This is a genomic window from Moraxella bovis (assembly GCF_025985205.1).
Classification (GTDB): Bacteria; Pseudomonadota; Gammaproteobacteria; order Pseudomonadales; family Moraxellaceae; genus Moraxella; species Moraxella bovis.
Genome location: NZ_CP087840.1, coordinates 2,166,083 through 2,187,402 on the forward strand (window position 1 = coordinate 2,166,083; position 21,320 = coordinate 2,187,402).

The 21,320-nt window shown below is 41.5% G+C and carries 18 protein-coding genes; 7 read left to right on the forward strand and 11 right to left on the reverse strand.

Translation table 11 applies throughout. The annotated features are described in order from the left end of the window. Nucleotides 1-24 precede the first annotated feature (24 nt). Nucleotides 25-1,719 (reverse strand): single-stranded-DNA-specific exonuclease RecJ, encoded by a 1,695-nt coding sequence (gene recJ, locus LP107_RS11035; protein WP_078273831.1) that lies wholly within the window; start codon nucleotides 1,717-1,719, stop codon nucleotides 25-27. A 444-nt stretch (nucleotides 1,720-2,163) separates the two neighbouring features. On the opposite strand from recJ, the gene LP107_RS11040 reads away from it, so the two are divergent. The 4 genes from LP107_RS11040 (at nucleotide 2,164) to LP107_RS11055 (ending at nucleotide 5,759) form a co-directional block, all read left to right on the forward strand. Next, complete coding sequence (locus LP107_RS11040) at nucleotides 2,164-2,652, forward strand: hypothetical protein (RefSeq protein WP_112741875.1); 489 nt, start codon at nucleotides 2,164-2,166, stop codon at nucleotides 2,650-2,652. Between the two features lie 475 nt (nucleotides 2,653-3,127). Further along, the gene (gene fdxA / locus LP107_RS11045) at nucleotides 3,128-3,451 is read left to right on the forward strand and encodes a ferredoxin FdxA (protein ID WP_078273824.1); all 324 of its coding nucleotides are present in this window, start codon (nucleotides 3,128-3,130) and stop codon (nucleotides 3,449-3,451) included. Between the two features lie 34 nt (nucleotides 3,452-3,485). After that, nucleotides 3,486-4,826 carry a lipid-A-disaccharide synthase gene (locus LP107_RS11050; RefSeq protein ID WP_078273823.1) on the forward strand — a complete coding sequence of 447 codons (1,341 nt, stop codon included), beginning with the start codon at nucleotides 3,486-3,488 and terminating at the stop codon, nucleotides 4,824-4,826. A gap of 198 nt (nucleotides 4,827-5,024) precedes the next feature. Beyond that, nucleotides 5,025-5,759 (forward strand): TetR family transcriptional regulator, encoded by a 735-nt coding sequence (locus LP107_RS11055; RefSeq protein ID WP_078273822.1) that lies wholly within the window; start codon nucleotides 5,025-5,027, stop codon nucleotides 5,757-5,759. A 76-nt stretch (nucleotides 5,760-5,835) separates the two neighbouring features. Here the strand turns inward: LP107_RS11055 and LP107_RS11060 are convergent, their stop codons facing one another. Further along, on the reverse strand, nucleotides 5,836-6,051 hold the full coding sequence (locus tag LP107_RS11060; protein ID WP_208624075.1) for a helix-turn-helix domain-containing protein: 216 nt from the start codon (nucleotides 6,049-6,051) through the stop codon (nucleotides 5,836-5,838). A gap of 461 nt (nucleotides 6,052-6,512) precedes the next feature. Further along, a complete protein-coding gene (locus LP107_RS11065) occupies nucleotides 6,513-7,334 on the reverse strand; it encodes a DUF72 domain-containing protein (protein WP_112741874.1) in 822 nt (273 codons plus the stop codon). 263 nt (nucleotides 7,335-7,597) lie between these two features. On the opposite strand from LP107_RS11065, the gene LP107_RS11070 reads away from it, so the two are divergent. Continuing rightward, nucleotides 7,598-7,864, forward strand: a complete 267-nt coding sequence (locus tag LP107_RS11070) for a hypothetical protein (protein WP_264676123.1) — start codon at nucleotides 7,598-7,600, stop codon at nucleotides 7,862-7,864. 110 nt (nucleotides 7,865-7,974) lie between these two features. On the opposite strand, the gene LP107_RS11075 is transcribed toward LP107_RS11070, so the two are convergent. The 6 genes from LP107_RS11075 to LP107_RS11100 form a co-directional block, all read right to left on the reverse strand. Next, nucleotides 7,975-9,519 carry a pyridoxal phosphate-dependent decarboxylase family protein gene (locus LP107_RS11075; protein WP_078273819.1) on the reverse strand — a complete coding sequence of 515 codons (1,545 nt, stop codon included), beginning with the start codon at nucleotides 9,517-9,519 and terminating at the stop codon, nucleotides 7,975-7,977. 71 nt (nucleotides 9,520-9,590) lie between these two features. Continuing rightward, nucleotides 9,591-10,502 carry an IS982 family transposase gene (locus LP107_RS11080; RefSeq protein WP_264676122.1) on the reverse strand — a complete coding sequence of 304 codons (912 nt, stop codon included), beginning with the start codon at nucleotides 10,500-10,502 and terminating at the stop codon, nucleotides 9,591-9,593. Between the two features lie 84 nt (nucleotides 10,503-10,586). Then, nucleotides 10,587-13,220: a restriction endonuclease gene (locus LP107_RS11085; RefSeq protein ID WP_112741873.1), complete on the reverse strand. Its 2,634-nt coding sequence runs from the start codon at nucleotides 13,218-13,220 to the stop codon at nucleotides 10,587-10,589. An 18-nt stretch (nucleotides 13,221-13,238) separates the two neighbouring features. Further along, complete coding sequence (locus LP107_RS11090) at nucleotides 13,239-14,819, reverse strand: site-specific DNA-methyltransferase (RefSeq protein ID WP_338044537.1); 1,581 nt, start codon at nucleotides 14,817-14,819, stop codon at nucleotides 13,239-13,241. Nucleotides 14,820-15,036: 217 nt separating this feature from the next. Beyond that, entirely contained in the window at nucleotides 15,037-15,180 is a 144-nt protein-coding gene (locus LP107_RS11095; RefSeq protein ID WP_264682781.1) for a hypothetical protein, read from the reverse strand. A 136-nt stretch (nucleotides 15,181-15,316) separates the two neighbouring features. After that, nucleotides 15,317-16,681: a diaminobutyrate--2-oxoglutarate transaminase gene (locus LP107_RS11100; protein ID WP_264676120.1), complete on the reverse strand. Its 1,365-nt coding sequence runs from the start codon at nucleotides 16,679-16,681 to the stop codon at nucleotides 15,317-15,319. Between the two features lie 592 nt (nucleotides 16,682-17,273). Here LP107_RS11100 and serA point away from each other — a divergent pair. After that, nucleotides 17,274-18,500, forward strand: coding sequence for a phosphoglycerate dehydrogenase (gene serA / locus LP107_RS11105; protein ID WP_264676119.1), 1,227 nt, complete (start codon nucleotides 17,274-17,276; stop codon nucleotides 18,498-18,500). Nucleotides 18,501-18,555: 55 nt separating this feature from the next. Here the strand turns inward: serA and LP107_RS11110 are convergent, their stop codons facing one another. Continuing rightward, nucleotides 18,556-19,032 (reverse strand): pilin, encoded by a 477-nt coding sequence (locus LP107_RS11110; RefSeq protein ID WP_276012176.1) that lies wholly within the window; start codon nucleotides 19,030-19,032, stop codon nucleotides 18,556-18,558. Nucleotides 19,033-19,097: 65 nt separating this feature from the next. On the opposite strand from LP107_RS11110, the gene LP107_RS11120 reads away from it, so the two are divergent. After that, nucleotides 19,098-19,790 carry a hypothetical protein gene (locus tag LP107_RS11120; RefSeq protein WP_264676118.1) on the forward strand — a complete coding sequence of 231 codons (693 nt, stop codon included), beginning with the start codon at nucleotides 19,098-19,100 and terminating at the stop codon, nucleotides 19,788-19,790. 2 nt (nucleotides 19,791-19,792) lie between these two features. Here the strand turns inward: LP107_RS11120 and LP107_RS11125 are convergent, their stop codons facing one another. Continuing rightward, complete coding sequence (locus LP107_RS11125; protein WP_264676117.1) at nucleotides 19,793-21,232, reverse strand: sulfatase-like hydrolase/transferase; 1,440 nt, start codon at nucleotides 21,230-21,232, stop codon at nucleotides 19,793-19,795. Nucleotides 21,233-21,320 lie beyond the last annotated feature (88 nt).

Genomic DNA, 21,320 nt, shown 5'->3' on the forward strand with positions numbered 1-21,320 from the left:
AATCAATATCGGCTTTTATGTTATCTAATCAATCGCACACACCGCCAAATCCTTGATAATCAGCTGCAAACTCTGATTACCCTGCCACTCGTTAATGTCCAAGGTAAACAAAATATGCACCGCACTTGCCCGATAATCCCATTCGTCCACGTCATAATTAAACCAAATGGCATCTATCGGATACTGCACGCCATCGGCTCGCAACGTCAGCTTTAAATGCTTGTCTTTTAAAATGCGAAAATTAACCACTTCAAAGACCCCATCAAAGGCAGGGGGCAAAAAGCCGTTGCCCCACACGCTGACATTTTTTAGGGCATGGACAAAGGCTAGACTAAAATCAGGCGGGGTCAGCACGCCATCGGTGTACTTTAATTTACTAAACAGCTCAACATCAAAGCCGTCCACCACTTTTAAAAATTCTGCCTTAAACCGCTCAAAATCTCGCTTATGAATGGTCAAGCCTGCCGCCATCGCATGACCACCAAAATGCAAAATCAGCTCAGGATTTGCCATCGCCACCGTCTCAATGGCATCACGGATATGCACACCTGCAATAGACCGCCCCGAGCCTTTGATTAGGTCATCATCGCACACTTTGTCAGCATCGGCAGGGGCAAAGACAATGGTTGGACGGTACAACTGCTCTTTGATACGCCCTGCCACGATACCAATCACGCCTTGGTGCCAGTTGTCTTGATACAGACAAATGGCTTTGGCGACACATTTGGGCTTATCATCGGATTCATCAGATAAATGTAGCCCATCAATGATACTGCTGGCTTCATCACGCATTTGTATTTCTATGGCACGGCGTGAGTGATTAAGACGGTTCAGCTCTATCGCCAAACGGTGTGCTTCTCCAAAATCATCGGTCAGCAGGCACTCCACCCCTGTTCGCATATTATCCATACGCCCTGCGGCGTTAATGCGTGGGGCAATGGCAAAACCAAAATCATCTGCCGTAATCTTACGCACGTCTCGCCCCGCCTGCTCCAAGAGTGCCAAAATCCCCACACAGCACCGCCCCTCTCGAATGGCGTTAAGCCCATGGGTTACCAAAATGCGGTTATTTTGGTCAAGATGACCGACATCCGCAATCGTCCCTAATGCCACAAGGTCAAGATATTTGGCGACTTGCGTAGTCGATTTACCCATCTCACGACGGATTTTGGCGACACGTCCCATGACATAGAACGCCACGCCCACGCCCACGAGCCACTTACTGCCGAACTCACAGCCAACTTGGTTGGGGTTGATGACCGCACTTGCCTTGGGCGAGCTACTGGTCGTCAAATGATGGTCGGTAATGACGACATCAATGCCCAGCTCGTCCGCTTTGGCAACGCCATCATGGCTCGATATCCCATTATCCACCGTGATGATGAGTTTGGGGTCAAATTCTTCTGCTCCATGCTCCACGATTTGGGGGGTCAGCCCATAACCAAATTTAAAGCGGTCAGGCACCAAAAACTGCACATCCGCCCCCATCTCACGCAAACATCGCACCATGAGCGTGGTCGATGTCGCTCCATCACAGTCAAAATCGCCCACGATAAGTATGCGTTTGTTCTCATCAATGGCACGACTGATGATGTCCGCCCCCACATCCAGCCCCAATAAATCACTCGCAGGCAAAAGCTTTGCCACAGACATGTCCATCTCATCAATACTGCCTATCTGCCGTGACACAAGCAATCGCCCGAGTGTCTCACCAAACATCGCCGTTAGCTCATCAGGCACATCGCCTTGATGACGTGGAGTAAGTGTCAGGTGCTTAGGGGTAAACCGCCCGACTTTATCAAAGGCACGCTCAAAGTCCTGCACACTCGTGTTGGTTAGGTGCGACAAATTGGCATTGGCAAATTTTTGCGTGCTTGTCACTTGGGCGGGTTTGGGCAGGTTTGGCGATGGGTGGTTATCAAAAGGACTGTCATCGTCTTGGTGATTTTGTGTACTCATTACTTACTCTCTTTTTCTTTTGCATTTATCTTTGTGGTTATTTTAGCACAGTTTTACCGAAAAACTTACCCTAACTTACCCTAAATCATTGCCCAAAATTTACACGATGATACATTTTATTAGCAACTTTATTACAATGCCATCTGCATACTGTGGTATGATTTGTCCATACTTTACATTTTACAAATCAATTTGGAGTAATTCATGAACCTTAGCGACCTTGGTAAAAGCACCCTAATCGCCAAAAACGTAAACGGACTTAACCTAGAACAAATCCGCCGTGAATGTCAAGAGCTTGCCAAATCTCGTGCCAAAATCTCAGCAGGCGTTGCCATCGTTCCTGTGCCATTTTTGGACGTGGCGGTGGATGTTGGTATGCTCACTAAACTACTCCCCCAAATCACTGAGCGTTTTGGCCTAGAAGACAAAGACACCGCCGAAGCTCGTGAGAAAAACATCAAAGACAAAGTGCTTGCCGTGGGCGGACTGGTCGCCACACGTGGTATCGTCAATAAAACCGTGCAAGGCTTCGGCGGGCGTATCATCGGCAAACAAGTCGCCAAATATGTACCCCTAGGCGGTCAGATTGTCGCAGGGACAATTGGTTATATGATTTTTAAAAAAATAACCTTTGACCACATCGAAGAATGCTACCGTGTGGCAAAATCCGCCCAACAAGGCAAAGCGGTTTAATTTAAAAACTAAAAATAAAAGCAAGGTTTTCGCCTTGCTTTTTTATGATGAAGATTTATAGGACCTGCCTGCCCTTTATAACACTATTTACAATATAGAGATATTTTAGAAAAAACTAATCGCTTTTGCATGAAAAATGGCTAAATCTTGTTTTTCATTGCAAATACAAAAGGCAGGCACGCCCTAATAAAACTTAACAATCATCAATCATTCTTATTATTTATCAACCCTGCCTATTTTACCCATTGTAATAATAATCACTTTTACTGTTTACAACTTTTTGCTGTTTTTTAACAAATATTTTCTATTTTGGCATAATAAATCATCAGCTTTGGTTTGAGAAAATTTGTTAAAAAGGATAAAATATACCCTGTTTTTTGGGCGTGATTTTTCATGCCTTATTCAGAATCAAGACAAATTTTGTCATTTTGTCAAGCCAATCCAACATCTGCAATCCCAATAATAAGGTACCGCCATGACATTTGTAGTAACCGATAACTGCATTCTTTGCAAATACACCGACTGCGTTGAGGTTTGCCCTGTGGACTGTTTTTATGAAGGTCCAAACTTTTTGGTCATCAATCCTGATGAGTGCATTGACTGTGCTTTGTGCGAACCTGAATGCCCTGCCAACGCCATTTTCTCCGAAGATGAAGTGCCATCAGGTCAAGAAGAATTTATCAAAATCAATGAAGAGCTCTCTGCCGAATGGGCGAACATCACCGAGAAAAAAGACGCCCTACCCGACCATGAAAAATGGGACGGCGTGGCAGGCAAAATCCAGTATCTAGAACGCTAATTTTTTAAAATCACTCACAAACCCACGAGACATCATGACACACGCCATACCCCCCTTTGATTTGTCCACCTTGCCCACCGACAAGCCCCTAACCATTGGCATTGTCGCAGGGGAAGTGTCGGGCGATGCATTGGGGGCGGATTTTATGGCAAAGATGAACGCCATTTATCCGAGCATTCGCTGGGTTGGTGTGGGCGGTGAGCTGATGACCAAGGTGGGACTTGACTCGCTCATCGACATGACTCACCTATCGGTCATGGGCATCGGTGAAGTCGTCAAGCATTTGCCGGATTTATTGCTCGCCAAAAAAGAGATTTTAGATGAGTTTTTATCCATTGGCATTGATATTTTTGTAGGCATTGACGCTCCTGATTTTAATTTACGCCTTGCCAAAAGCCTCAAACAAAAATCGGTCATCAAGCCCATTTTTTGTGTGCAATACGTCAGCCCAAGTGTGTGGGCGTGGCGTGAAGGGCGGATTTTTGGCATCAAATCCGCCACCGATTTGGTGCTGTGTTTATTCCCTTTTGAAACGGCAGTCTATGACAAACATGGACACTCTGCGGTGTGCGTGGGACATCCCTTGCTTGACAAGATACAGGCTGATGAGCGGTCAGGGCGTGAGATTTATGATGAATTTTTGAGCGATTATAGCCCGCTATTTCCTGAGCTTGCTCGCCTGCAACATAGCCCTGCTCGCCCCATTTGTGTGATGGCAGGTTCTCGTACCAGTGAGATTAACGCTATTTTGCCCTTGCTGATTGGGGCAATGGATAAGCTGGACAAGGCAGGCGACCACGCCTTTATCCTGCCTGTGGTGAGTCATGAACACGCCCATCTGGTCAAATCGCTCATCAAAGAGCAAGCAGGACATTTATTGGACAAATGCCACATCATCTTTACTCAAACCGCCAAAAATGTCGCCGATAACATTCATCACGCCAAAGATGACCAAGCAGGGCGACTGCCAACCACGCTCTCACTGTCTCAAAATGTGATGAATGCCTGTGAGCTGACCATCTTAGCATCAGGCACGGCAACCCTAGAAGCTCTGCTACTGCACCGCCCGATGGTCGTGGTATATAAAGTCAATGTCCTAACCTACACCATCGCCAAGCGACTGGTCAAAATCCCTTATGTCTCCTTGCCCAACATCCTAGCCTATAATCAAACAGGGCAAGCGATCTTACCAGAGCTCATTCAAGATGACGCAAATGCCGACAACATCGCCCGTCATGCTTTGGACGCACTGGCAAATCCTAGCGAACAAATCGCCAAACTTACTCGCACCACCACTAAGCTTCGTGCCGACAGTCACCATGATGTTGCCGTTAGTGTACTTATGCACTTTTTTAATCAAAAAAATGTGTTATAATGTACGCCAACATCAAAAATTGTTTGGTAGATTTGATTGATATTCATTTAAATATCCATTCACACCAAAAGCCTTGCAATTTTTGAGATTTTTCTACATAATAAACAGTAATTCACCAAAATCTACAAACTTTGGGATTTTGGTCGTTTTTATTTGTCTTTTACCATCATTTATCAATCAATACCCAAAAGGTGTCTTATGACCACGACCGACAAAACCAAAGAAGCCAAAGCCCTAACCCGTGAAGAGAAAAAACGCCAAACCCGTCAAGCCTTCTATAATGCCGTGCTTGACCTATGCATGATGGGGCAAGCGTTTAGCTCTATCAGCCTACGTCAGGTAACCCGTGAAGTGGGCGTGGTGCCGACCGCTTTTTATCGTCATTTTGATGACATGGAAGAGCTGGGCAAATCATTGGTAGAAGACGAGCTGGGTGATGCTCTATCAACCTTGCGTGAACATATGCAGTTTGGCAAAAAACGCACCTTTGAACGCCAAATCGCCAAAAGCGTACAACTGTTTTTTAAAGCGGTGGACGCTCAGCCACGCTACTGGCAATTCATCGCCGCCGAGCGTTTTGGTGGTTCAGAAGCGGTTCGCCGTGCCATCAGCGAACAAATCAAAACTTTCGCCAAGGTCATGAGCGAAGACCTAGCCCTACAACCTGCCTTTGAACACGTCAGCCAAAGTGATCGTTATTTGCTTGCCGAGATTGGGGTAAACCTAAGTTTTTCATGGATTATCGACTGGCTAGATTTGACCTACACCCCCGAGCTTGAAGACGATGAAGAGGCCAAGCCTGTTGATAGCGATTTAGAACAAGCCAAAGAAGCCATGCTGTTGCATTGCACTCGCCAAATGCAAATGATTCTCTACGGTGCCTATAACTGGAAATCTACCGAAGAGACGGTATTAGATGAAGATGTAAAATAAGCCAAGCCAAAAGCTGATAATTTAGACTTAATTATCAGCTTTTTTGTATGCCAAAATCATCTGTGCTAACTCATCATCAGCAAAAAAAATAAGCAGGCGTTACTTCTAAGACAGTGGCAATGTTGTTTAATGTGGTCAAGTCAGGCAAATGCACACCTTTTTCATAACGATTGATGCGTGAGCTTGCCACAAATTCATCTAAACCAATCATAACACCCAATTTCTCTTGGGTTAGATTTTTGGCTTTTCTTGCTTGCTTAAAGCGTTTGGTAAAAGTTTCTTGTAAATTCATAACTTATGCTCTAAATTAAAAGTTACGAATTTCGTATATTTTTCTTGATTTTTTACTACGAATATCGTAGTATATATCTGTCTACAAAATTTGTATAGGTCATCACAAATAAAAATTCAATGTACTTCGTGCGGAAAAAAAGAAACCGTTAACACAAAATTGTTTATCAAAATCATCGGTGGGGCTATGCCTCTTGGTGGTTACTGGGCTTGGGTTACCTATTTTTCGCTGGGACAGGTTTTGCAATGCCTATTGTGTGATTGCCATTATGACTGGCGGTGTTGCCTTATTGGCTTTTCAAAATGAAATCACAGAATGGATTTGTAACAAAAATTACAAATGCAGTAACTGCGGTCATAAACACTGGAAGCCAAGTGAGTAGTAAATATAAACAAACCGATTAAGAACCTTATCTTAATCGGTTTTTTGTTAATTCTATATAGAACCCTACAATCCATTTCCTAAAACAACGCCCCTTGCCCACTCGATGTTGGCGTTTTTACCACAAAACCATAAGCGGACAATTTTTCTTTTAACATCATAATATTATAAAAAGAATGGGCGTTGGTCGTATTTTGAAAATAAATAAAAAGCTCATCAAAATTGGCACGATAACCAAAAATCTCATCAGCGATTTTGTCAAGCTCATCATCGCTATAACGATAATTATGGCGGTCTTTGGCAGAATTTTCGTCCCACCAGTTTTTATTATGACCGTGCAGGCGATAATAGGCGGTGCGAGTGTTCACCCAAAATGGCGTATTGGGTAGTCCGATGTTTTTTGGATAATCGGCATTTACCCAAATAATATGGGATAATTTGGCAAAATAATCAAACACAGGATTGATGTGCCAGCTGGGGTGGCGAAACTCTATGGCAAGCGGATAACCGTCAAACCATTTTACCACTTCGCCCAAATATTGACGATTGGCAAAATTTCGCTCAAAGCTGTGGGGAAATTGCAATAATAAGGGGGCAAGATAACCTTGCAAAGGTGTAAGAATGTTTAAAAACGCTTGGGCGGTTTTGGCGGTGGCGGTAAAATTGTGGCTAAAATCTTGGTGCAGTTTTAGGCTAAATTTAAGTCGTCCATCCGCTTTGTTTAGCATACCCAATAAGGTCTTTTGCCCAATGGAGGCGTGAAAACTTGCGTTAATTTCCACACAATCATAATGATTGGCATAGTGGTGCAAAAACTCGCTTGCCTTTGCACCGTGTGGGTACAACGAACCAATCAAATCGGTATCGCTATACCCACCTGTGCCAATATAAATGGTTGGCATAATGATTTCCTCTTCTTAAAGATAAAAACGGATTGGTTTATTTTATTGCAATGGTTTTTCAAGTCGTATATACTTACAAAAAAAAATCTCGGTGCAAATTATGAAACGATTACTATTACTTTGTCTAATGATGACAAGCACAGCATTGGCAAATCCTTCTAATTACTCACACCCCAACCAACTCACGCTACATCTTAGTTCATCTAATGAACGGTGCTATGACATTGAGATGAAATATTTTAATGCGTGCAAAAATACATTTAATGAGCCATCTTTGGCTTGATGAAACAGGGAAAATTATCCGTGAAGAAACTGATGTTGCTTCTCCATACACCCTAACCCCTAATGAAACCAAATTAATTATCCATGTCTTAAATCAGCGTGATTTTAGCAAACACATCAACCCAGATGACCCCAAACCTGTAAAAATCTTCGTGCCGATAGATATTTTTCATAAAAAAACAGCCCGTCAATGCCGATACCATACCACAACTTCGCCAGTATTATGCAGAAAACAAAAACAGGTGTGATGTCAATGAATTAGAAAGTATCTTAAATCAGTTTGACAATTAACTATTTCAATCATCATATCAAAAAACCGCCCAACATCACTTTGGACGGTTTTTTATTTTACGCCAAATCAATCAATCGGTGGCGTGTAAGTGCCGTTTTTGATGTCGTCTTTGATGCGTTCTGCTTCCGCCAATACCTGTGATAATAAGGCTTGCACGTTTTCAAGTGTGGCGATTGGGCTTAATGTCGTCATCTTTAATGACTGTACATTTTGACGACTATTAATCACCCGAGTAACGCCGATGTTGGCTTCCCCTCGGGCAAACAGCTCGTCCGCCACGTTTTGATTTAGACTATCAATAAACTCATCAGGATAGCCATCTGGCACAACACGAAACAGCACGCTGGCAAATTGCGGTTCAATAAGCAACTCCAAACCGTCCGTTGCTTTAATATAATCCGCCACTTGACGAGTTAATTTCACGCCATGGTCAATCATTGAGCCATACAACTCTTCACCCAGAGCTTCAATGGTCATCCACAGCTTTAACGCATCAAATCGGCGAGTGGTTTGCAAAGACTTTGACACCAAATTTGGCACGCCGTGTTCTTCATCATAAGCTGAGTTTAGATATTCTGCTTCATAGTGCATAAAGCGGTAGTTTTGTTCGTCTTTTAATAAAAACGCACCGCATGAGATGCTTTGGAAAAAATGCTTATGAAAATCAAGCGTGATCGAGTCGGATAACTCAATGCCGTCAAGCATATCACGGTATTCATTGGATAAAATCAATGCTCCGCCCCATGCCGCATCAATATGCAGCCACGCCCCAAAGTCATCACACAGCTTGCGAATGGCTTTGATGTCATCAATCGCCCCTGCGTCCGTTGTCCCTGCTGTTGCCACCACGCACGCCACGATTTTGCCATCTGCTTTTAAATCTGCCATGGTTTTGGCAAGGGCATCTGTATCCATCTTGGCATTATCGTCCACAGGCACGGTAACGACAGATTGAAAGCCCATGCCCATCATTGCCATGTTTTTTTGCACGCTAAAATGAGCATTCTCTGAGCAAATCACTTTGACTGCTTGCATGGCGTCTGCTGGAATGCCGTCTTTTTGTACCGACCATTCTTTGCCGTCTGCATTTTTCCAGTGCTTCGCAATTGCCCAGTCTCTTGCTAATAGCACGCCCATCAAATTGGACTGCGTACCGCCTGATGTGAACACGCCTGCCTGCCCTGCCCCATAGCCGACCTTTTGGCGTAGCCAGTCAATGAGCTGTACTTCCATCAGCGAGCCTGCTGGCGACTGGTCCCACGAGTCCATGGACTGATTGGTGGCGTTAATCAGCACTTCGGCAATTTGTGAAGTTACCATCGTGGGACAATGCAAATGAGCGAGCGAATGTGGGTGATGAACTTTCAAACTTTTGTTTAAAAACAGCTCCACCAACCGCTCCAACGCCTTATCCACGCCCAAGCCGTCTTTGGCAGGGTTAAAGGCGATTTGTGAGCGTAGCTCTTTAATGCTACCGCCTGTGTACATTTTGTCGTTTTTAAGCCATGCCGTTACCGCTTTGACAGCGTCCGTCATCGCACGTTCATAATCAGCGATTGACTGGCCATCATTGCAAAGTAGGGCTTGGCGGTGTTGTTCAAAAGTTGGCATGGCTACATCCTAAAAGTAAAAAATGCTTTATTTTAGCATATTTGCATCATTTAATATACCTTACCCCACTCTCAACTTAAAATCATCTCAAACCTTAAGGGTGGATTGCCAAGTTGTTTGTTGATTTGTACACAAAGATTGTGAGCTAAGAGTTTTCTAATAAAACGGTTGGACAGATGCCACAAGTCTCTTGCCTTGGTGGTTTGAACATTAAATCTTTGTGATAATTGAGAGATGACGGTTTCAATGGTTTTTCTTGTTCGTTTAAGATAAGACACAAAACCTTGACCTCTATCCTCTTTCATATTATCCCTAAGAGGTGTTTGTAGATCAACCCCCAACTTAGCAAGTTCCTCTTGTAATGCTTTGGATAAATAACCCTTATCCCCAAAGACCAAACTGGCTTGCCCTCCTTGCAAGGACTGTGTCAACTCAAACACTACCTGTCTGTCATCTGTATTGGCAGGTGTTAATGTGTAAGCAATCACTTGACCGTCTTGGTTTGTGAGTAAATGGGCTTTAAACCCAAAGTAGTGTTCGCTCTTACTGGCACAATAACCAAAGCTCCCAACCCCCTTAAAAGATTTGTGTCTTTTTGCTCTTTGATAGACACAGACAGGCAAAGGAAAGCTGTCAATCAAATAAGGCTTAGTGGGACGGCTGTCTTGATTGTCAAGAATACACAAAGAGCCAAGTACCTTCATCATTTTGTCTTTAACCCAAACCAAGTTGGCACAGTGTTTGGCAAAGTTTGGGTATGAGCCTAATTTGGGGAAATAGTGTTGATAGCAGTTTTTAAAGTAAGCCCAAATCTCCTTGTCAGTGTCAAAACCTAAACTTTCACCCACAAGCTCCATGGTGATGATTTCTGTGTCAGACAAGGCAGGCAAAAAGCCTTTGCTTCTTAGAGGTTTGGTTACAATATTTTGATACAAAGCCTCTACCAAAAGATAGACAACAATGATAAAATCATCATACGACATAGCTTACTCCTAGACTGTTTTGTGGTGAAACATTGGATTGGGCTATGTTGTTTTTATTTCAAGCACCCTGCTTGTTGTGGTGTGTTAGTTGAGAGTGGGGTATACCTTATTATTTTCGGTCAATTCATTAACTTTTTGCACCACTTGATAGCCTACTTCATCATTTATTTCAAAAAATCGTTTGGCACAAGCAATCTTAAACCGCTCTTCCCACTTCAATTTATCAACCACCACCCCATCTTGAATGGATTTATCGCCTGTATTTTTGGTCTCAGCGATAAAATAAACCTGCTCGCCATTTTTATTGATGACAACCGCCCAATCTGGGTTATAGTTGCCTATCGGTGTTGGAATTTTAAATTTTTTGGGTAATTTAAAATAAAACGCCACTTGCTCATCATAATTTTCACAATTTGTGGCGAATTGATGCTCAGTGGTTGAATCCAAATCCAGCACGCCATTATAAATGGTTTTATCCTTTTTATTTACATCAAAAGTGTATTGATTGGTATAAATTTGATAAGTCTCAAACAGATTTTGTTCATACATTTCATCCAATTTTTGATAATAAATGCCGTTTTTCATCAAATCGTACAGTTCATTATTGATGATTTCTGCCACAATTTCAATAAAGCGTTGTGGGTTATTTTTAATCTCATCAATTCTGCCAGATTGCTTTAAAATCTCTACCAAAGTTTGGCGGGTTAGACCTGTTTTTTCTTGCAATGCCTTTAAAATATCAGGTATGGCAATTTTTTTGTCCAAATACTGGTAATCAGAATAAACCTCTTTTGTCTGTACGCCTGTTTCGCTATTTTGAATGAGTCGTGCTTTTTTAATTTCAATTTTTGGTTTGGCAATGGCTGGCATTTTGTTTAATGCTTGGCTTGCCAATTTAATCAATTCATCGCTATCAAATGCAACACGATATTTGGTTTTTTGGCGAACACGCTCCCAAATTTGTAAAAATAGTGGGTCGGTAAACGCATCAAAACGATAAGTTACCGTGCGTTCATTTTTAGCGTCTTTGATATTAGATTTTTCAAATTTAACACCACAATCATCAATATATTCCTGCTGTAGACTGCTGGCAAATTGCTCATAACTTTCATTGGGAATCACGGTCAAAATATTAACCTGTTCATCATAAATTCGCTCACCTTTTTGATTGACAGGTAAACGAAGTCCACGCCCAATTTCTTGGCGTTTTTTAATGGTAGATGTGGTTTCATTTAAAGTACAAATCTGAAAAACATTGGGATTATCCCAACCTTCTTTTAATGCCGAATGACTAAAAATAAATCGCACAGGCTCATCAAGCGACAATAACCGCTCTTTATCCCTCATAATCAATTCATAAGCATCATTATCATCTTTGGTTGTGCCGTTACTATTTTTGGCATTGCCTTTTTTGTCTTGGCTAAAATAGCCATTATGCACACCTTGTGCCGATTGCCCTGTTTCTAATTCATACAATTCTTCAAACCAATGATAAAATTTACCGATTTCGCCTTGTGCATTGGTGCGATAGTTTTCTACCTTGTCAATAAAAAACAGCGATAAGACTTTAATGCCCAATGGCGTCAATTCTCGTTCACGCTTTAAATGTTCTTTAATGGTACAATGAATTTGTTTTTTCATCACTTCATCTTTTAAAGCGTCCATATTTACACCAGCATTCACATTGATGCTATTGGCAAAACTGATGCTTTGATTTTCCAAATCAATACCATTAACAATAAATCCTTGATAATTGGGATTTTGTTTTGATAGTTTATATAAATCATTATTTTTGTCATTGGTTGTTACAGTAACAACTTTTCTTTTTAATTCTTTATTTTCATTAACATCAATAAGTATTTTGGCTTTTAATCCGCCTTTATTAACGACTTCTTTTAATTCAATAAAGGCATTATTTTTATCCTGCGACACCACAGAATTGACCACGATTTGTTTTACCAAATTCTTTTCAAATGCTTGTAGAGGATTTAGGCTGTATACTTTATTGATAATTTCTTTATGCGTTGCTGAATAACCGACCGTGAATAATGGATTTAAATTATCAATGGCATTTTTGCGTTTATCACTGCTGATATTTTGTGGTTCATCAATAATAACGATTGGACTCGTTGCTTGGATTAACTCCATCAATACGCCATTTTCTCGCTGTTGATTGATGATATTGCTTTCTTTTTCAAAAGATTGAATATTCATCACCAAAATTTCGATATGTGTACTTGTCGCAAAATGTTTTAACAAGTTTGTTTTGCGTCCGCTATATTCGCCATAATGATAAATCGGCGAATTAAATTCATCTTTAAAATGGCCTTTTGTGCTATTTAAAGTTTGCAATACACCTTCACGAATGGCAACACTTGGCACAACAATGATAAATTTTCGCCAGCCATAGCGTTGATAAAGCTCAAAAATAGTATTTAAATAAACAAATGTTTTTCCCGTACCTGTTTCCATTTCTACGCTAAAATACAAATTATCCAATTTATCAGACAAAGAAAGCTGATTTTGCGTTTGGATATTTTTTAAATTATCAAAAATATCATCTTTGGATAATGATAATTCATTGGCAATGACACGCATATTGTCTTTATCCGACAAGCTAAAATCATCTTGATGATGTGTGATTTCGCCTTGAAATAAATCCACAATACTGTCAATCGCCTGTTTTTGATAATCTAACTGTTCGTATTGAATTTGCATCACCCATTCTCCCAATAATTAAATGCTTTCAAAATTTAGTCCAGCATCTTTAAATTGCAAAATCACATTGGATTTTTCGCTGTCATTTAAAAATACTTTGTCTAGGACAACGGTTTTGGCAGGTTTTTTGTCAATAATGGCGTTAAACTCATCTTGGGATAATGAATTTAGCACAATGGCGTATGATTTATTTTCACAAGTTAGCCAATAAATGCCGTTATCAAATTTAATATCCGCCGTTAATTTTAATCCCATCTTTAATAGCAGTTCATAGACAATATCCACCTCATTGGTATTATCTTTTAAGGGGTCAATATACATTTCTAATTGCTTAGATATATCATCATCAATCTGCCACGCTTTAAAATTACTATCGCTTAATTTAAATACTTTAAAGCCTGTATCAATCTTTTTTTCAGGATTCTCGGCTTTGATTTTTGCTCCTGCACGGCGAATGCGTTCTTTGGAGATATCGCTAATGGTTTTAAATCCTGCTTTATGAGCTTCACTTTTTTCATCGGTGAGTTCAGGTAATTGCACCATAATAAATTGACGATTGCCATTGTCTTCTGAGTTTAATTGCATGACAGCGTGGGCGGTGGTTGCCGAACCTGCAAAAAAGTCTAGGATAATAGATTTATTATCTGAACCCAATTCAAGCATTCTTTTTATCAAAGAAATCGGTTTTGGATTATCAAAAAATGATTTTTCATTAAAAAGTCTTTTTAGTAATTGAGTTCCGTTGGTTGTTGTCTCCACATCGTCCCACAAGGTTTTGGCTACTTTTCCTCGCTCCTGTGCTTCCCAAATAAACCTTTTTCTTTGTGGTGCGGAAGTTCCATTTTTCCCAAAAACAATGCGGTTGTCATTTAAAAGTTCTTGGAATTTTTCATAGTCATTCTTCCAACTACTGCCTTCATTTGGTGTATATTCCACTCCTGTATTTGGGTTGGTTATGATATATTGTTGGTTTGGTCGCCAACCGCCAACTTGAAACGGGTCAGCTTTCCAAGCACCTCTTGGGTCATTATCGGGGTTCTCAAAACCATCTCCATCGTCTTTTAGCCTAAATAATTCCCTATTCTTAATAAAATAGTCAATATCTTTAAAATACACCAAATTATATGTGTGAGATACTGAAATTAAAGCTGTATTTGTAACTGATTTTGTGGAATTCCAAATAATATCCGCAACAAAATTCTCCCCGCCAAATATTTCATCACACAACAACTTTAATTGAGCTTGTTCATGATCATCAATACTGATAAATATCACGCCATCATCAGAAAGCAAAGTATGAGCCAAATGCAAGCGTGGCAACATCATATTAAGCCAATTAGAATGATAATGCCCATTGTCTTTGCTGTTCTTTTTAAAGGATTTTAATAATTTTCCGTGAATATCTCTATCACCAATCGCAACTTCATAATCCTTTTTGCTTTGGCTAAAATCATCGTGATAAATAAAATCATTGCCCGTATTGTATGGCGGGTCAATGTATATCATTTTGATTTTGCCTGCATAGGATTTTTGTAATATTTTTAAGGCTTCTAAATTATCACTTTCAATAAAAATGTTTTGTGTGGTATCAAAATCCACGCTCTCGGCAGGACAAGGCATAAGCGTGTTATTGGTAGGGGCTTGTAGGGCTTGATAAGCGGTTGATTTGCCTGCCCAATTCAAGCCGTAGCGCTCGTTTTGAGCAAGGTGGTCGCCCAGTAGGGTTTTGAGTTTTTCTAGGTCTAGGGCGTGTTCGCTAAAAATTTCAGGCAGAATTTGACGAAGTTTGGCTAATTTTTCACCAAAAAAGTCGGTATTATGGGCGGTTTTTAGGCTTTGCTGATTGCTGATTGCTGATTGCTGATTGCTGATTGCTGATTGCTGATTGCTGATTGCTGATTGCTGATTGCTGATTGCTGATTGCTGATTGCTGATTGCTGATTGCTGATTGCTGATTCATTTTGCGATTTTCCATAGCAAGTGTCAAGTAAAATTTTTTATTTTAACAAATTTTTTGATAAACATAAAGCCAGTTTTTGGCAAAAATAAAGGCGTACCATTTAGCACGCCTTTATCTTTAAAATTACAATACAGTCTTACCCGCGCACCACCTTTAACGCTTCACCCACCGCCTTTTTAAAGCGATCAATGACCATTTGGCATTCGGAGCGAGTAATGGTAATCGGACATAAAAGACGCACCACCGTGCCATTTCTACCGCCACGCTCTAACAACAGCTTATTATCAAAGCACGCTTTTTGGATAGCGACCGCAAGCTCGCTATCAGCAGGATAAGACCCCATATGATCGGCAGGCTTACGCTCATCGACGATCTCAATACCCGTCATTAAGCCACGACCACGCACATTACCAATACAAGGGTAATCTTGGGCAAGTTTATCAAGCTCTTCACGCAAAAACTCGCCTTGAATGCGTGAGTTTTCAGCCAGATTATTGTTGGTGATTTGTTCTAGGACATTATAGCCTGCCGCCATGGCTAGCTGATTACCACGGAATGTGCCTGTGTGTCCTGCTGGTGCCCAAGCATCAAATTTTTTGTTAATGGCAAGCACGGCAAGGGGTAAACCACCGCCCACCGCCTTAGACATGACGACCACATCAGGGACAATCTCGGCGTGTTCAAAGGCGAACATCTTGCCAGAGCGAGCAAATCCTGCTTGCACTTCGTCTAGGATTAGTACGATGTCGTGGCGGGCGGTAACTTCACGAATCTTTTGGAGCCATTTTTTGGGAGCAGGGACAACACCGCCTTCGCCTTGGATCGCCTCTAGGATAACGGCAGCGGGTTTTACCACACCACTTTCTACATCTTCGATGAAGTTTTCAAAATAACAAGTCAAAGCGTCCACGCCTGCCTCGCCACCAAGCCCTAACGGACAACGGTATTCGTGTGGATATGGCATAAACTGTACGCCCGCCATGAGATTGCCCACTTTTTCTTTGGCGGACAAATTGCCTGTCATCGCAAGAGAACCATGCGTCATGCCGTGATAACCGCCAGAGAATGCGATGACATTATCACGCCCTGTATGGGTTTTGGCAAGTTTAATGGCGGCTTCTGTACCGTCTGCCCCTGTTGGGCCGGAGAATTGTAGGACAAAATCTTTTGGAAAAAATGACAACAATTTTTCGGTGAATGCGTCTTTGATTGGCGTAGTGATGTCAAGGGTATGCAGTGGCAAACCGCTTTCTAGCACGTCTTTAATGGCATTGATAGTGGCAGGGTGATTGTGTCCTAGGGCAAGTGTCCCTGCTCCTGCTAGGCAGTCAAGGTATTCGTTGCCTTCTACGTCAGTAACCCAGCACCCTTGTGCTTTGGCAATGGCTAAAGGAAGCTTACGTGGATAACTGCGAACATTAGACTCCATCTCGTTTTGGCGAGTTAGGTAGTACTCATTCGTGGCATTAGGATTGGGGGTGATTAAAGAGTGAACGCTCATATCGGATTACCATCTCAGATAAGGGTTAAAAGAAAAACCTATGAATACAATCTCAATCTTATCAATCACATATGAAAATTTGATGACTATATCCCTAAACCCAAACCCAATTTATCAACTAAAATTTGGGTTTAACAAGGTCATGACGTTCGGCGTGTGGTTCAATGGACCATAAAGGAAAAATGAAAATCCATTGCACACCAGTTTTGCAAGAGTAATCATAAATAATGATTTGACCGCTTGCACGGCAATAATACTTTTAAATTTAATAAAACAAATGTAAACTTATCAAAAATTTAAAAGTGGCAAATTATAGCACATGTTCAAAATTTGACAACTAAAATTTCATTTTGCTACCGATTTAGGTTATTGTATCATGGTTTTTTAGGACAAAACAAAAAGTTACTGATAACCAACATTTACATACATGATGAAAATTTTTTAAATTTCCTTTAAAATTTTGCAAAAGTCAAGTTGCCAATGACCTTATTTCTAATCAAGTTACAAAAAACCCCCAAAACCCTTTGCAAAATCTGCCAAATGAGTGTATAACTATATCTTTGCCAACCACTCTTTATTGTAAGGATTTTTCATGACTTTATCCCTTAACAAAGACAAAATCCGCTTTTTGCTCTTAGAAGGCGTGCATGACAACGCCCTAAAAGTGCTAAACGAAGCTGGCTACACCAACATCGAATACATCAAAACCGCCCTTGATGAAGATGAACTCATCGAAAAAATCAAAGACGCCCATTTCATCGGTATCCGCTCACGCACCCAGCTGACTCGCAAGGTGCTAAAATCTGCCGAAAAACTCATCTGTATCGGCTGTTTTTGTATCGGTACGAACCAAGTGGATTTGGACGCTGCCTTAGAGCTGGGCATTCCCGTCTTTAACGCCCCCTACTCAAACACTCGCTCGGTCGCGGAGCTGGTGCTTGCTGAGACCATCATGCTCATGCGTGGCATTCCTGAGAAAAATGCGGTCGTCCATCGTGGTGGCTGGAACAAATCCGCCAAAGACAGCTATGAAGTGCGTGGCAAGACCATGGGTATCGTGGGCTATGGCTCTATCGGCTCACAGCTGTCCGTCCTGTGCGAAGGACTGGGCATGAAAGTCATCTATCATGACGTGCTGACCAAACTGCCACTGGGTAATGCCGTGCAAATGGGCAGTTTTGATGAACTCCTAAAAAAAGCTGACGTCGTAACCCTGCACGTCCCTGACCTGCCTAGCACCCGTAATATGATGACCGCTCGTGAGTTTGGTCTTATGAAAGACGGCTCGTTCTTTATTAACGCTGCTCGTGGTGGCTGTGTCAATATCGATGATTTGGCAGACGCTCTAAAAAGTGGCAAAATCTTAGGGGCTGCCATTGACGTATTCCCCAAAGAGCCAAAATCGGCTGATGAAGAGTTTATCTCGCCCCTTCGTGCCTTTGAAAACGTCATTCTCACCCCCCATGTCGGCGGTTCTACCCAAGAAGCCCAAGCCAACATCGGTCTAGAAGTCGCTGACAAATTCGTCCGCTATTCTGACATGGGCGACACGACAAGTAGCGTAAATTTCCCCAACGTCTCCATTCCGTTCACGGACAAGAGCCACCGCCTGCTACACATTCACCAAAACGTCCCTGGTGTACTCTCGCAGGTCAATGCCTCCTTTGCGGACGCTGGCATCAACATCACCGCCCAGTCGATGATGACTCGTGGCGATGTCGGCTATCTGGTCATGGACGTGGACGACAACGACTCCGCCAAAGCCCTAGAACGCTTGCGTTCCGTACCGCAGACCATCAAGGTGCGTGTGTTGTTTTGATAGTGCCTAAATAACCCAAAAAATAAAACCACTCGTGATGAGTGGTTTTATTTTATCATTCTCTGCATGATATTGGCGTATATTTATCCTTCCAGCCAGATGATCTTTCTTCCAATACACACGACCACAATCCATCTACATTACGCACCATTGATATTTTTGCTCCCTTTAGTGCAACATAGGACTGCTTGCCAAATTCAGCTGTTAATTTATTAAATCTATTGCCAGCAATATCAATACTAGCAATATATACCAAATTGGAAGTAGGATCTTCGGTCATACCAATATATTCATAATTATCATTGCTATTGGCAACCTGCGGATCAAGTGTGGGCAATCGTCCATCTGCCAAAATAGAATCAATGATGGTGCGTGCCGCATTAATCTCGTAATGCACACGATTCACCTGAGCTTTGGCAATATAGTCTTGGTACATAGGTAAGGCAATCGCTGCCAACGTCCCAATGATTGCTACCACAATCATCAATTCTATTAAGGTGAAGCCCTGTTGGGTATTTAAATTGTTTTTCATCATAACTCTAGTAAAGAAATTAATATCTGATATAATTAAGCAATTTCTGTACCAACTTTTATTTTATGACATCACTTACCCTCTCTTTGATAAAAACCAAAGCTAAAGCCGGTATCACTCACTTTACCATCTCGTTGCTCATCTTCTGTTTTGTGGTAGCTTGGGTATATTTTTTTGCTTATCCTGACGTGTACTTTACCATGGCGGGGGCGATACAGGGGCTTACCTTGGTCTTCTTGATAGATGTCGTGCTAGGCCCTTTATTGTCTTTTTTGGTGTACAATCCTGCCAAACCCAAAAAAGAAATCATCTCTGACTTGGTTATCATTGGTGCCGTTCAGATTGCCGCCTTGGTATATGGTCTGACCACACTCTACAAAGAACAACCTCAAGCAGTCATCATCTACCCCAAAAGCTCAGCAACGGTTATCAATAAACGCGAGATGACCGATTTTGAATTGGGCGAATTATCGCAATATGAAAAACTAGGCAAATTACCTGCAGCTGTCTATACACCAGATCGAAAGCACCCTTATCAGTCCATGTTACAATCTTTGGATATTATTAAAGAAACCGATCTAGCCAATCGACGTACTCTTGCTCAAAATATGGATGATTCAGCCGTCCTGCAAAGTTTGGAAAAACAATACGGCAAGCTGTATATCTTATCTGTCATGGCAAAATACAATGGAGCATACTTCGCCCTTGATGAAGACTTTAACTTGGTAGCAAAATTTGGCGAAAAACCAATCTCTTAACATCATGCTTTAACCTTAAAATGCAACCAGCTCACCCGCTGCCAATGAATGTGCGGATGGATAGGCTCCCGCATCATCAGCGGAGGCATATGATCGCCCACAACAATTACCTCAACACCTGCCATCTCAGGGCGTTTGATAAGTTCGCCTAATCCATCAAAAAACTGGGCGTGTAGCATAAAGTTATTACAAATATCGCCTTTGGGTAGGTTGTGCTTATTGCAGTCTAGTCGGTGATTGATGATATCACCTCTAGGGTAGTGGGAATGACTGGTTAGGGTTAGCCAATAAAAGAAGTTTTTATCATGGGTGGCAAAACTTTCTGCAACAATATCAAACAGTTCGTTATCACAAATACCATTAAAAGCCTCACAACGTTTTTTGTCGCCATGATGTTCAGCAAAGACCGTCTCAGCAAAACCCATTTTTGGATACAAGAAATCTCTTTCATAAATCTGACTAAATCCACCATGCATGCCTATCGTATGATACCCCATCCGCTTTAATTGATTAGGCAAACAGTTGTCAAATTCTTTATTAGCAACTTTATTAAAGGCATAACCACCCTCTACGTCAAGCAAACACAGCTCCCTAAGCTCACCTTCCACCGTTGCTCCTGCAAAGTCAAAATAACCGTCCTTGATAAACTCCAGTCTGTCAGTTTGATTGTAAATACCTGCCAAAATATCTTTTTGAGTGCTATCATGACGTGCCACCCCCCATGACTCTGCCACAATGAGTAATTTTTTATCAGAATTGCCAAAATAGTCAGAAGCGTTATCAATGTCGATGGGGATCATGGTTGGCACTTTGCCAAAATGTTTAACAAATTCACTATCTACCACCCAGCGATAGCGTTTGTACTGGCTATGAATGACAAAGTAATCTGACTGAGCAAATCGTTCACCATGTCTATCTACATATTTGATTTCATTAAAGTGGCTATACGCAAAAAAACCAACGAGTGACACAAATAGCACATAAAGCCATCCTGTCTTAATCATAAAAGGTTTGGCAAGTCGTCTCATAATAAAGGGCATAACGGTAAGATATGTCGCCACAATTCCTACAAGCACTATATAACGCAAGGGGGCATTGACCAAAAATGGAGCAAGTGATATTGCTGCAAAAATATCCAAAAATGGGAATAATTGCATGGTCATCATCACAACATCAAGACTTATGGTGCAAAGCAGCACCAACATCGCCAACACACGAAAAAACTGATAAGGCAGAGCAAATAGCACACATGCCACAAAATAATCAATGTTAATAAGAGGTCGAGACACACCCACAAAATACGCACCAATCAGCAAAAAAACATTGGGAATCAGCAAAAAAATCAATGCCTGTGCCAAAAGCAGCCAATCAAGCTTTGGCAGTTTGTAATCATGAACGAGCCAATCGGGATATTTTTTAGAAGAATTCTTTTTTATGGTCATAGAACAATTACCGTTAAATTTGCATTTATAGATCAAATCCTCTATAATTCATGCATTGTGCAATAATATTGGGGAAAACTCGCTTGGT